13 protein-coding genes are annotated in these 13,440 nt (G+C 39.6%); 5 read left to right on the top strand and 8 right to left on the bottom strand.

Annotated elements, in window-relative coordinates; translation table 11 throughout:
- Positions 1-23: 23 nt before the first annotated feature.
- The 4 genes from NE848_RS16935 to NE848_RS16920 are packed head-to-tail and all read right to left on the bottom strand — an operon-like array spanning position 24 to position 2,346.
- The gene (locus NE848_RS16935) at positions 24-545 is read right to left on the bottom strand and encodes a collagen-like protein (protein WP_252115800.1); all 522 of its coding nucleotides are present in this window, start codon (positions 543-545) and stop codon (positions 24-26) included.
- A 15-nt stretch (positions 546-560) separates the two neighbouring features.
- Positions 561-953, bottom strand: coding sequence for a peptide-methionine (R)-S-oxide reductase MsrB (gene msrB, locus NE848_RS16930; RefSeq protein WP_252115799.1), 393 nt, complete (start codon positions 951-953; stop codon positions 561-563).
- A gap of 1 nt (position 954) precedes the next feature.
- Positions 955-1,443, bottom strand: coding sequence for a peptide-methionine (R)-S-oxide reductase MsrB (gene msrB / locus NE848_RS16925; RefSeq protein WP_252115798.1), 489 nt, complete (start codon positions 1,441-1,443; stop codon positions 955-957).
- A 24-nt stretch (positions 1,444-1,467) separates the two neighbouring features.
- Positions 1,468-2,346, bottom strand: a complete 879-nt coding sequence (locus NE848_RS16920) for an alpha/beta fold hydrolase (protein ID WP_252115797.1) — start codon at positions 2,344-2,346, stop codon at positions 1,468-1,470.
- A gap of 189 nt (positions 2,347-2,535) precedes the next feature.
- On the opposite strand from NE848_RS16920, the gene NE848_RS16915 reads away from it, so the two are divergent.
- Complete coding sequence (locus NE848_RS16915; RefSeq protein ID WP_252115796.1) at positions 2,536-3,366, top strand: M48 family metallopeptidase; 831 nt, start codon at positions 2,536-2,538, stop codon at positions 3,364-3,366.
- 68 nt (positions 3,367-3,434) lie between these two features.
- Positions 3,435-4,760 carry an MFS transporter gene (locus NE848_RS16910; protein ID WP_252115795.1) on the top strand — a complete coding sequence of 442 codons (1,326 nt, stop codon included), beginning with the start codon at positions 3,435-3,437 and terminating at the stop codon, positions 4,758-4,760.
- A 150-nt stretch (positions 4,761-4,910) separates the two neighbouring features.
- On the opposite strand, the gene NE848_RS16905 is transcribed toward NE848_RS16910, so the two are convergent.
- From NE848_RS16905 to NE848_RS16890, 4 genes are read right to left on the bottom strand one after another with little or no spacing between them, the layout of a single operon-like run.
- Complete coding sequence (locus tag NE848_RS16905; protein WP_252115794.1) at positions 4,911-5,636, bottom strand: head GIN domain-containing protein; 726 nt, start codon at positions 5,634-5,636, stop codon at positions 4,911-4,913.
- 25 nt (positions 5,637-5,661) lie between these two features.
- Entirely contained in the window at positions 5,662-6,786 is a 1,125-nt protein-coding gene (locus tag NE848_RS16900) for a hypothetical protein (RefSeq protein ID WP_252115793.1), read from the bottom strand.
- Complete coding sequence (locus tag NE848_RS16895) at positions 6,767-7,327, bottom strand: DUF4179 domain-containing protein (protein ID WP_252115792.1); 561 nt, start codon at positions 7,325-7,327, stop codon at positions 6,767-6,769. Before NE848_RS16895 ends, NE848_RS16900 begins: the two co-directional genes overlap by 20 nt.
- Positions 7,317-7,877 carry an RNA polymerase sigma factor gene (locus tag NE848_RS16890; RefSeq protein WP_252115791.1) on the bottom strand — a complete coding sequence of 187 codons (561 nt, stop codon included), beginning with the start codon at positions 7,875-7,877 and terminating at the stop codon, positions 7,317-7,319. Before NE848_RS16890 ends, NE848_RS16895 begins: the two co-directional genes overlap by 11 nt.
- A gap of 211 nt (positions 7,878-8,088) precedes the next feature.
- Here NE848_RS16890 and lon point away from each other — a divergent pair, with 211 nt between their 5' ends.
- From lon to rpsA, 3 genes are all read left to right on the top strand, one after another.
- Positions 8,089-10,539, top strand: coding sequence for an endopeptidase La (lon, locus tag NE848_RS16885; RefSeq protein ID WP_252115790.1), 2,451 nt, complete (start codon positions 8,089-8,091; stop codon positions 10,537-10,539).
- 88 nt (positions 10,540-10,627) lie between these two features.
- A complete protein-coding gene (cmk, locus tag NE848_RS16880; protein ID WP_252115789.1) occupies positions 10,628-11,332 on the top strand; it encodes a (d)CMP kinase in 705 nt (234 codons plus the stop codon).
- A 202-nt stretch (positions 11,333-11,534) separates the two neighbouring features.
- Positions 11,535-13,394, top strand: coding sequence for a 30S ribosomal protein S1 (rpsA, locus tag NE848_RS16875; protein ID WP_252115788.1), 1,860 nt, complete (start codon positions 11,535-11,537; stop codon positions 13,392-13,394).
- Positions 13,395-13,440: the final 46 nt, after the last annotated feature.

Here is a 13,440-nt window from a genome sequence, read left to right as displayed (position 1 = left end):
ATGCTTGGGCTAAAAACTTTTTATCAATTCTGGACTTTAGCCGTGGTTATATTTTTTTCGGAAAGATTTAATGCAGCCTTAACCGATTGATAATTACTTACATCTATATTAGAATCCAGAGCAAAATCTGAAGGTACCACAACCATTCTAAATGTTTGGTCGTCTGTGAATTCCGGACCAAGATCATTGAGATCCACTGTTCCATGTAAATAGACGTTTACATCAAAAGTTGTGTGATTGTAATTGTACTGTACCTCTCCGTCTTCCAAATAAAAGGTTTGTGGAAGAAGACTCCAAACATCGGCTCCATCCTCAACGCTTTCCAGGAGATATACCAGGATCACATCTGAATCAAGAACCTCAACAGACGAAGGTATTTCAACAAATACCGAATAGTCCGGAGCGGCAAGATCAACCGTTGCTTCAAAAGTCTGACCTACAATGTTAAGCCCATCTTCGCCCTTAGGACCTTGTGGCCCAGGATCTCCTTCACAGGAAACAAGAAATATGCTGGCTAAGATTAAAATAGATAATATTCTTTTCATAATTATAGATTTTAGTTATTTATTAAACTCTATACTGGCCGAGTTCACGCAATAGCGCTGACCAGTATCTGTAGGTCCATCATCAAAAACGTGGCCAAGATGACTTCCGCAGGTAGAACAGAGGATTTCAGTACGTATCATTCCAAAACTTCTGTCCTGAACATATTCAATTTTTCCTTCTATGGCATCGTCAAAACTCGGCCATCCACACCCGCTTTCAAACTTGGAATCGCTTTCAAAAAGTTGTTCCCCACAGGCAGCACATTTGTAAATACCATCTTCGAAATGCAGATTATATTCTCCCGAATGAGGAACTTCTGTTCCTTTTTCTCTAAGGATTCGGTACTTCTCAGGAGAGAGCTGTTTTTTCCATTCCTCCTCGGTCTTTTCTACTTTATATTTTTTCATTTTATTTTTTTTCTGGAATAAAGTCCATAGCCACTCCATTTATACAGTGTCTTTTTCCTGTAGTCTCTCTGGGACCATCGTCAAAGACATGACCAAGGTGACCACCACATCTCGCGCAGTGGACCTCGTCCCTCTGAAATCCAAGTTTGGTATCGCTTCCATAAGCTACACCTCCATCTATAGCACGGTCAAAACTGGGCCAGCCGGTACCGCTGTCAAATTTATTTTTTGTTTTGTACAGTTCATTTCCACAGGCTGCACATACAAAAGTTCCTGGTTCTTTAACATTGTTGAGTTCACTTGAAAAAGGTCTCTCGGTTTCCGCTTTTCTTAACACAGCAAATTCGGCTGGGGTAAGCTCCTGCTTCCATTGCTCTTCGGTTTTTGAAACTTCAAATTCTTCAGTTTCTTTTTTGGAATCTTTTTGAGCATTTCCGTTGCAACTAATAAGAATAATGGAAAGTAACGTGAGTAGCAATAACTTTTTCATAGCAATCTTTACTTTTTGATAAAATTACAAAGATTGTGCCGTGATAAAAGTTGTGATTTTGTTAATTACCTCAGTATTTCCAAGAATCCTGCGGTGCCCAAGACCTTTTGTAACATATATTTTGCTGTTTTTTAGAGAATCATGAATTTCATAGGCATCTTTAACGCTTACGTCTACATCTTCTTCATCATGGATCACCAGCGTTGGAACATCAACTTCCCGGGCTGAAACAGCACCGGAATAATCGTCCATATCTTGACCAAATTTAGTGTCAAGATATTTTTTCATTCTTTTGGCAACTTTCTGATTCATATTCATGTTATCGGCAAAATCTCTCGTGATCTTAGTTACACTGTTAGCAGTACCAATAACCACCAGTTTTTTGGTTTTCAAGCCTTCTTTTATTGCCTTAAGGGATGACATCCCTCCAAGTGAGTGACCTACCAGGGCCTCAAAAGGCCCGTGTTTTTGATCCAGGTAATGAATCGCTTCGATAAAAAATGGCATCATACTTATCTTACCAGAGGCCTCCCCGTGACCGGGAGCATCAAAGCTAATGGTAGAATATCCATTTTCCCTGAGTTTTTCCGCAATCCTGGAGAGTTGGGTACCCCGGCCACTCCAGCCATGCACTAAAAGGACCTTTTTATTACTTTCCCCGTATTTATATTCTACTATTTCCCTGTTTATTGAGGGTACCAATTCCTTTTTGATCTCAGATTCTTCATACATTTCCCTTTCTCTCTCCGGTAATTTATATCGAAAAGGTGTTAAGAATAAACGTGCTGCAAATCTACTGGCCAAAAAAGGCGAGACTTTGGTAAGCAACCTGGAGATTTTTAATATATAATCGGGAACAAGTAACTGTTGAACCGGTAATTTATCTTTGATTTCTTTAGTCATATTTTAAGAATTCGGCCCTATTTGACAGATTCAAAATTAAAAATTTTGAAGTTGTGCTAAAGCCTTTCTGCGACTGCGAAGATCGATAATGGTATTGTTTTTGGATTACTATTAACTGTTAAATCATACTTAAACAGAAAAGAGCCAGTAACAAGCTTTCGTACTTTTAAGTAACTAAAACCAATTATTATGAAGCTTAAAAAGACATTTATAGGACTAAGCGTCTTACTCTTAATAGTAGCTTGTAAGACAAATCCATTTACAGGTGAGAAAAACCTGAATTTCGTAAGTAATGACCAGTTATTCCCGGCATCTTTTGCTCAATATGATCAGTTTTTGGAAGAGAATGATGTAGTTAGAGGGACTGCTGAAGCTGAGATGGTAAAAAGAACCGGTAACAAGATAGTTACTGCAGCAGAAAGATATCTTAATGCTAACGGTTACCAGGGGTTCCTGAATGATTTTAGATGGGAATTCAACCTTGTTAAGGATGAAGCGGTGAACGCTTTCGCGATGCCTGGTGGTAAAGTGGTCTTCTTTACAGGAATTATGCCTATCGCCACTGGTGGAGGTGCAGGAGAAGATGGTGTAGCTGTGGTAATGGCCCACGAGGTAGCCCACGCCCTTGCCGATCATGGTGCACAGAGAATTAGTGCTGCACAACTTCAGCAATTAGGTGGCGTAGCAGGTAGTATTGCTTTAAGTGGAAAGAGTGAACAGACCCAGCAAATATTTGCCCAGGCATATGGTTTGGGAACTACAGTAGGAGTGATGCTTCCATTTAGCCGAAGCCATGAAACCGAAGCAGATAGAATAGGGCTTACTTTAATGGCAATAGCCGGGTACAACCCGGCGGAAGCCGCCGATCTTTGGAGAAGAATGCAGCAGGAAAGCGGAGGACAGGCACCGCCTGAGTTCCTGAGTACTCACCCGTCTACCCAAACAAGGATAAATAACCTAGAAAAATGGGCTCCGGAGGCGAAAGCAGAAGCAAGGAAATATGGAGTAACCAAATACTAGTTATCTAAATAGCATAAAAATAAATTTGAAGAGCCGCTGTATTCAGCGGCTTTTTCTATTTTTAAGGCATGAAGCATCTACCTAAAGGAAGTAAAAAGCTGATTAGAGCCTGGGCTTTTTACGATTGGGCCAACTCTGTTTACAGCCTTGTTATTATTTCGGCAATATTTCCAATCTTTTACGGGACCCTGACCATAGTAAAGTCTGGTGACGGAAAAATTCTTGATGATACCGTTAACTTTTTAGGGCATGACTTCAACAATGATGCGCTGATTAGCTATATAACTGCATTGGCATTTCTGGTTGTAAGCATATTGAGTCCTTTCCTTTCCGGAATTGCCGATTATGTTGGGAATAAAAAGAATTTTTTGAAATTCTTTTGTTACCTGGGAGGAATCTCCTGTATCGGACTTTTCTGGTTCGATCTTGAGGTTCTGTGGTTTGGGTTACTCTGTTATTTTCTAGCGCTCATCGGATTCTGGGCCAGCCTTGTATTTTATAATTCTTACCTGCCAGATATTGCATATCCTGAACAGCAGGATAAAGCCAGTGCCTATGGTTTCTCCCTTGGTTATATTGGTAGTGTTATTCTTTTGATTTTCTGTCTTCTGATGATACTCAATTATGATTGGTTTGGCTTTAAAGATGAAGGACTCCCTACGCGTTTGTCTTTTGTATTGACCGGGGTATGGTGGATAGGATTCAGTCAGTATACTTACTACTACTTACCAAAAGGGAATAAAAAAGCGCGTTTAACCCGGAATGTCTTATTCAATGGGTTTAAAGAATTGAAAGGCATATGGGAAGCCTTAAAGCATAATAAGTCACTGAAACGTTACCTGATAGCATTTTTTGTTTACAGTATGGCTGTGCAAACCATTATGCTTGTAGCCACTTACTTTGGGATTGAGGAGTTGGAGTGGGGAGATGATGATCCTACAACCGGGCTTATTGTTAGTATCCTCCTCATCCAGCTGGTTGCGGTTGCCGGTGCGACTTTCACTTCACGACTGGCTATCAGGTATGGAGATATAAAAATTCTTATCCTGATTAATCTCTTCTGGATCGCGATCTGTGGATATGCATACTTCATTACCACTCCTGTTCAGTTTTACATAGCCGCTGCTTCTGTGGGGCTTGTGATGGGAGGTATCCAATCGTTGTCGCGTTCTACCTATTCCAAGATGCTGCCTCCAAATACTCTGGATACTGCCAGTTATTTTAGTTTTTATGACGTATCGGAAAAGATAGGTATTGTGATAGGGATGTTTCTGTATGGCCTTGTTGCTCAAATAACAGGAAGCATCAGGAACTCCATTTTATTTCTTGTGGTATTCTTTATAATCGGAGTGATTCTATTAATGCGAGTTCCAAAAGGACGTATTAAGGCATAAAAAGAGGCTGTCTAAAAAGTAATTTGTCATTACGAACGAAGTGAAGTAATCTGTTTTTTGGTGATTACCAATTATGTAAAGATTGCTTCGTTCCTCGCAATGATGGGTAAGTAACTTTTTAGACAGCCTCTTGAATTTACTTTCAACTAATTAATTTGAGGAAACACTTCCTGAACCGAAGGTCTTGAAATCCTGTTTTTCGGGATTTCCTTTATAAGTTATGTCTCCCGATCCAGATACTCTTGCTGTGAGCGACTGTTTAGCATTCACCATGATATCGCCTGAGCCGGCTACCTTGGCTTCAACATTTTCCGCATCCAGATCATAAGCCTCGAAGTCACCGCTTCCTGTTACGCTGCATTCGAAGTTCTCACTGCTTCCTTTCAGTTTTATATCTCCTGAGCCTGTGATTTTCCCTTCAAGATCCCTTACATTCAGGTTCAATGTCATATCTCCTGAACCGGTTACCTGAACCTTAAAATTTGAAGCTTTGATCACATCTCTATTCCAGATGTCTCCCGAACCCGTTAGTGCTACTTCTTCAAGGCTTTCAAAGGGTACGGTAATTTTAATATCTTCTGTTGGATGAAGGTTGACTCCTTTTTCAGTGGAGATCTTTAGGGTTCCGTTTTTAACTTCTGTAAGGATATATTCCTGGAGGTTACTTTCAGCTTCTACTTTTATATTTCCTTCATTACCTGCTACCAGTTCCACATTCATGGATCCTACAAGCTGAACCCCGTCATAAGAGCCTGTAGATCTTGTTTTGGTGACCATTTCACCGTTACCTTTTATCTTTTCAGAACTCCACCATTGAGCATTGGCGGCGGTCAATACCATTAGAAATGCGGCTAAGAATAAGATTGATTTTTTCATGATTTAAAAATTTTTTGATTGATGATTATTGTTTATTAAAGTTTACACTACCGTAGCTTGTAGTAATATTAAATTTTGCTCCATCACTGGATGACCCGTAATATCCTGCGACACTGTTACTCGTATTACCCTGGTTCCTTTTCTGAACTTCCAGGCCATCAAGTCCTTTTATCCCTCCGTAAGATGTCTTAACGTCAAACTGGAAGCTCATTTCGTTGTCGTAACCGATTTTTACTCCTGCATAATCTGTGTCTATATTCACACTACGTGTACCCTTGATTACTTTTTCAATTGATAATGAGCCGTAGTCAAGATTAAGATCTGCCGATGTGAAAATACGGTTGATCTTCGTGGTGAGGTAATCTCCATCACCTTTAAGAACTTTTACTTTATCTATATCTACACTGCCATAATCGCAATTGAATTCCAGTCTTGAAACTTTTCGGATCTTTGATTTAGTATAATCAGCATTTACCATTAGTTCTTCAGCCTCTCCAATTTCATAATCTGAATAATCGGCATTTATTTCGGCATTGGTCACATACTCAATACGGCTGTTTCTGGTATAATCGAAGTTAATATAGTTTGATTTTCCTCTTAATTCTCCGATATCTATTTTTCCGTAATCACAATCGATCTTGGTATTTCCAGTAGTTCTGTCTATATAGATTCCACCATAATCATTGTTGATGTCCAGGTTGTTACCTTCAGGTGCTCTCACTATATAGTTAACTTCCATATTCACATTGTCGAAGCCATCAAAAATGTTCTTCCACCATGATTTGTTCTCTTTTGAAAACCGAGTCTTCGCATTAACGCCAGATGAGTTCTGATTAAAATCTACATTGATCTCCTCAAGTTTTTCTTCCACTTTATCCTCATCATTCCCATTAGTTTTGATGATAACCTCAATTACAACTCGATTTTCATTCCAGGTAGTGATATCCACATTCCCATAACTGTTATCGATACTAAGGTTGGAGTTGGCACTTACATTAAATTCCTTTTTGATCTTTTTCTCCCTGGTATGTTTGCCGTCCAGCTCATTTTTTTCTGTAATGTAGGCGGTTTTCTCCACTTTAGCATCAAATGAAGGAAGGCCGGGAGCCAGCACAGCAAAGATTAAGATACTAGATAATATTGTTTTCATGATTTTGGTTCTTTAGTGTTTTAATATTTTCAATTTGGGTTAAAACGTTGTTCAACAGGTCTATTCGTTGTTGGAAATTCTGGATCATGGCGTGGATCACTCTATTGTCCTGACCGCTATTTACAAGGTCTTTCCTAAGATCCTGGTATTCTTTTTCCAGTTTTTCCATTTGAAGCATGGCATCGTTAATAATGGCTTCGGTTTCCGGAGTTTTTTCGGCTTCTATGGCATTCAACTCTTTTGTTATCATGCCGGTATAGAATTCCTGGGTTTGTTTCATCTCAGGAGAAATACTGGCAAGATCAGAATTCTTTGTAGTGCTCTGCGGACCAATAAACTCTCCCAGAAGGAAGAAAGCCAGAAGGAAACTTGCTGCGATACCAATTACCGGTGCCCATAGTCTTCGAACTTTCCCTTTCTTTTGTGGAACTGAGGATCTCTTCTCCAGTTTTTTAAAGAAGCGTTCTTTATGGCCTGAATGAGGTTCTTCGATATCGAAGTTTAAACCTTCAAATAGCTCGTCAAAGTCATTATTTTTCATGATGCTCCAATTTTTTTCTTAAGCTTTCTTTTGCCCTGGATATCATCGTTCGGCAATTGGCATAAGAAATATTCATTATTTCACAAATTTCCTCGTAGTCGTATCCTTCAATAAGGTGTAAAGTAAGTCCCAGCCTGTAATTATCTTTTAGAGACTTTATCTCATTAAGGATCATGCGAACTTTTTTGTTTTTATTATCATCATCTTCCATTGCTATTCCGCCAGTATCCGTTTCATTTTTTAACTCGTCATTATAGCTTACTTCTCCAAGTTTCGCGATCTTTTTGTAAGCAGTGAGACTTTCGTTCACTACTATTCGCTTAAGCCAGGCTCCGAAGGTGGAGGTTCCCTGAAAACTTTCGATCTTGGTGAAAGCACTCAGAAAAGCTTCCTGCATAATATCTTCGGCTTCAGCTGAATGACCGGTTATACGATAAGCGGTGTTGTACATAGCTTTGTAATAACGATCATAAATTTCCATTTGAGCACGCTGGTCACCATGGCGACAACGTTCTACCAGGTCATTAATATGTGTGATGGTTGGTGTCAATTAATACTTGGTTTCTGTTATAAAGATGGGTTTATTTCTGTCTTGTTACACTTTTAGAAAAATAATTTTAAAAAAAGCATGGCATGGGAATTGAATAATTGGAATTAGGAAATCTAAAATAATAATGAAGGCTCTATAATTCAAGGCTTTCAGGTAACTTCACTAAATTTAGTATTAATAATTTTGGTGACAGTTTGACTTAAATATAATTATGGCGAAAACAAAGTTTACGAATATTGACAGTTTGTCATTGCAGGGAATTGACGAGGATGCAGAATTAATTCCTTTAATGACTCCTGAAGATGAGGAGGAAATAAACAAAGAGAATCTGCCCGAAACTCTACCAATACTTCCTCTAAGGAATACCGTGCTTTTCCCAGGTGTGGTAATACCTATTACCGCCGGGAGAGATGCTTCTATAAAATTGATCAACGATGCCAATAACGGGAGTAAGATCATTGGTGTGGTATCTCAAAAAGATGAAGAAGTTGAAAATCCTTCAGCAAAAGACATTAATAAGGTTGGTGTGGTTGCAAGAATCTTAAGGGTATTGAAAATGCCCGATGGGAATACCACGGTTATCATTCAGGGTAAAAAGCGTTTTCAGATCACTGAAGTGGTCACGGAACAGCCCTATATGAATGCGACCATTACGGAAGTACCCGAAACTAGACCAGATAAGGATAATGCAGAGTTCTCTGCCATTATAGATTCTATCAAAGACCTTGCGCTTCAAATCATAAAAGGCAGCCCTAATATTCCTTCTGAAGCATCCTTTGCGATCAAGAATATAGAAAGCACTTCGTTCCTAATCAATTTTGTCTCTTCTAATATGAGCTTAAGTGTGGAGGAGAAACAGCAACTGCTGGAGAATAATGATCTTAAGGAGCGTGCGCTGGCCACCTTGAAACATATGAATACCGAGTACCAGAAACTGGAGCTTAAGAATGATATCCAGAGCAAGGTGCAAAGCGATATGAGCCAGCAGCAGCGTGAATATTTCCTTCATCAGCAAATGAAAACCATTCAAGAGGAGCTTGGAGGAGTTTCCCATGAGGGTGAAATCGTTGAAATGCGCGAACGTGCAAAAAAGAAGAAATGGGATGAGGATGTACAGAATCATTTTGAGAAGGAGCTTTCCAAAATGCAACGAATGAATCCTCAGGTGGCTGAATATTCAATACAAAGAAATTACCTGGATCTGTTCCTTGATCTCCCATGGAATGAGTTCAGCAAAGATAAATTTGACCTTAAGAGGGCTAAGAAGATATTAGACCGCGACCATTACGGTCTAGATGATGTTAAGAGGAGAATTATTGAATACCTTGCAGTTCTTAAGCTGCGTAACGACATGAAGTCTCCTATTTTATGTCTTTACGGGCCTCCCGGAGTTGGTAAAACTTCGTTGGGTAAATCAATTGCTGAATCCCTGGGACGTGAATATGTAAGAATTTCACTGGGAGGATTAAGAGATGAGGCTGAGATTCGTGGACATAGAAAGACCTACATAGGAGCTATGCCTGGTAGAATCATCCAGAGTCTTAAAAAAGCAGGAACAAGCAATCCTGTATTTGTACTTGATGAAATAGATAAACTAGCAATTGGTAATGCGGGAGATCCTTCTTCAGCTCTACTTGAGGTATTAGACCCCGAGCAGAACAGTGATTTTCATGATAATTTCCTTGAGATGGGCTTCGACCTTTCCAAGGTGATGTTTATCGCTACTTCAAATACTCTCAGTACCATCCAGCCGGCGCTACGAGACAGGATGGAGATCATAAGAGTAACCGGTTACACAATAGAGGAGAAAGTACAGATCGCTAAAAGACACCTTTTGCCAAAGCAGCTTGAAGAACATGGTTTAACGAGTGATAATCTCAAAATTGGTAAAAAACAACTGGAAAAGATAGTTGAGGGATATACCCGGGAATCCGGTGTTCGCGGACTTGAAAAGCAAATTGCCAAAGTTGTGCGGTATGCAGCGAAGAATATCGCGATGGAAGAAGAGTATAATGTGAAGATTACAGATGAAGATGTTATCGAAATACTTGGTAGCCCTAAGTTAGAACGTGATAAATACGAGAACAACGAAGTTGCCGGGGTCGTGACGGGCCTTGCCTGGACCAGCGTTGGAGGTGATATTCTTTTTATCGAATCTATACTTTCCAAAGGAAAAGGAAACCTGAGCATTACCGGTAACCTTGGTAAGGTCATGAAGGAGTCAGCCACTATCGCGATGGAATATATCAAAGCGAATGCTGAAAGGTTAGGGATCATCCCGTCAATCTTCGATCAGTATAATGTTCATATTCACGTGCCTGAGGGAGCGACTCCAAAGGACGGGCCGAGTGCGGGTATAACCATGTTGACCTCACTTGTTTCCTTATTCACCCAGAAAAAGGTAAAGAAAAGCATTGCCATGACCGGTGAGATCACGCTGAGAGGAAAAGTGCTGCCGGTAGGTGGAATAAAGGAAAAGATCCTGGCTGCGAAAAGAGCAAGAATTAAGGAAATTATTCTTTGTGAAGAGAACCGAAGGGATGTGGATGAAATAAAAGAGGAATACCTTAAAGGACTTACTTTCCACTATGTGACGGAAATGAGTGAAGTGATAGATATTGCGATCACAAAGCAAAATGTGAAGAACGCTAAAAAGCTTTAAATATTAAGCCCCTTATCAGGGGCTTTTTTATTTAAAAAAGAGATTAGCGATAAGAAAAATTTACCTTTACCAACGAAATAATAAATACATGGATAAAAAGATTACGATAGCTATTGACGGATTTTCCTCAACTGGTAAGAGCACCGTTGCAAGGCGCCTGGCCCGGGAGCTTGGTTATGTTTACGTAGATACTGGTGCGATGTACAGGGCAGTTACCTTGTATATGATGCGTAAGGTATTCGTTTCTGAGGGGAATTTTGATAAAGAAGCTATTGTTCGCCATCTGCCCTTCATCAGTTTACATTTTGAATTTGATGAAGAACTTGGTTATGGTCATATGTATTTAAATGATGAGAATGTTGAAGAGGAAATAAGGTATATGGAAGTTTCTCAGAATGTAAGTAAGGTTTCTGCAATTCCGGAGGTTAGAAAGATGTTGGTGGAGCAGCAGCAGGAAATGGGAAAAAATAAAGGTGTGGTAATGGATGGTCGTGATATTGGCACAGTGGTTTTTCCAGATGCTGAACTAAAGATCTTTATGACCGCTTCAACTGAAAAAAGGGCTCAAAGAAGATATGATGAGCTAAAGGGAAGAGGAGATGAGGTAGACTTCCAAGAAGTTCTTCAAAACGTAAAAGACAGGGATTATATGGATTCTACTCGTGAAGACTCTCCGCTTAGAAAGGCCGATGACGCTATTGAATTTGATAATTCGAGTATGGATCTTGAGGAACAGTTCAAGAAAGTATTGAAGTTGGTTAAAGACCGGATTGAAGAGGTTAACGCCCAGTAATCTTAAATTAAAATAATTATCCACAATTAATTTCATTATTAGTTGTGGATTTTTGTTTGGTTATGTATTTTTGCACTCCTTTTTGGCAGAACACCGGGAATCCAAAAAGGCTTGATAATCAAAATTATAAACAACTTCTGAAGTTTCTAATTTGCTAATCAGATTTCCGGAGAAACTCAGAATACAAATTTTATAGTCAGTAATGGCTGAAGAAAACAAAAACAAAGAAGTTCAGGACAACACTGAAAATGTTGAAGTTCAGGACGTAGCAGGTATGGATACCAAATCTCAACCTGAACCAGAAAAACAACAGGAAAATCCTGAAAAATTCCTTAAAGAATTCAACTGGCACAATTACGAAGAAGGAATCGATCCTATCGACGATGAGAAGCTGGAAGAATTTGAAAAGCTGGTTGAAGAAAATTTCGTAGACACTTTAGACGACGAAGTTGTAACCGGAAAAGTGATCAATATCACCGACCGTGACGCAATTATCGATATAAATGCAAAAAGTGAAGGAGTTATCTCTCTTAACGAATTTCGTTACAATCCAGATCTTAAAGTAGGAGATGATGTTGAGGTATTGATCGATGTTCGTGAAGATGCTACAGGACAATTGATTCTTTCTCACCGTAAGGCGAGAGTGATCAAGGCATGGGAGCGTGTTAACAAAGCTCACGATGAAAGCCTTGTAGTAAACGGATTTATTAAATGTCGTACCAAAGGTGGTATGATCGTAGACGTATTTGGTATCGAAGCTTTCCTTCCGGGATCTCAGATCGATGTTAAGCCAATCCGTGATTACGATGCGTACGTTGGTAAGAACATGGAATTCAAAGTGGTTAAGATTAACCATGAATTCAAAAACGTTGTGGTATCTCACAAAGCTCTTATCGAAGCAGATATCGAAGAGCAGAAGAAAGAGATCATCGGTCAGCTTGAAAAAGGTCAGGTACTTGAAGGTACTGTTAAGAATATCACTTCTTACGGTGTATTCGTTGACCTTGGAGGTGTTGACGGACTTGTTCACATTACAGACCTTAGCTGGTCTAGAATCAACCATCCAAATGAGATCGTTGAGCTTGATCAGAAACTGAACGTTGTGATCCTTGACTTTGATGAGTCTAAGACAAGAATTCAACTTGGTCTTAAGCAGCTTAGCCAGCACCCATGGGATGCTCTTGACGAGAACCTGAAAGTTGGTGATAAAGTAAAAGGTAAAGTAGTTGTAATCGCAGATTACGGTGCGTTTATCGAGGTTGCTGAAGGAGTTGAAGGTCTTATCCACGTTTCAGAAATGAGCTGGAGTACTCACTTGAGATCTGCTCAGGATTTCGTAAACGTTGGTGATGAGGTAGAAGCTCAGATCCTTACTCTGGACAGAGAAGACAGAAAAATGTCTCTTGGTATCAAGCAATTGACTCCAGATCCATGGACTGATATCACTTCTAAATACCCAGTTGGTTCCAAGCACACAGGTATCGTACGTAACTTCACTAACTTTGGTGTATTCGTAGAGCTTGAAGAAGGAATCGACGGACTTATCTATATCTCTGATCTTTCCTGGACTAAGAAGATCAAGCACCCATCTGAGTTTACTAACGTAGGTGATGAGCTTGAAGTAGTAGTTCTTGAGTTAGACGTTGAAGGTAGAAAACTTAGTCTTGGACATAAGCAGATCGAGGATAACCCTTGGGATAAATATGAAAAAGACTACGGAGTTGGAACCACTCATACAGCTGCGATCACTGAAATCGTAGACAAAGGTGCAACTATCGACTTCAACGAGGATATCACTGCATTTGTTCCACAAAGACATCTTGAAAAAGAAGACGGAAGCAAATTGAAGAAAGGTGAGGAAGCAGAATTCCAGATCATTGAATTCAACAAAGAATTCAAGAGAGTTGTAGCTTCTCATACTGCTATCCACAAAGAAGAAGAGCAGAAGATCGTTAAGCAGGCTGCTAAGAAAGCTGCCGCTCAAAATGCAGACAAAACCACAATTGGTGATGTAAATGCAGATCTTCAGGCATTGAAGGATAAAATGGAAGGTAAGAAGTAATCTTTCCTGATATTTATAAAGTAAAAACCTCCTTAGGCAACTAAGG

It is taken from the genome of Gramella jeungdoensis, from assembly GCF_023805255.1.
Classification (GTDB): domain Bacteria; phylum Bacteroidota; class Bacteroidia; order Flavobacteriales; family Flavobacteriaceae; genus Christiangramia; species Christiangramia jeungdoensis.
The sequence above is the reverse complement of the archived record's forward strand: the minus strand, read 5'-3'. Positions and strand labels throughout refer to the sequence as shown.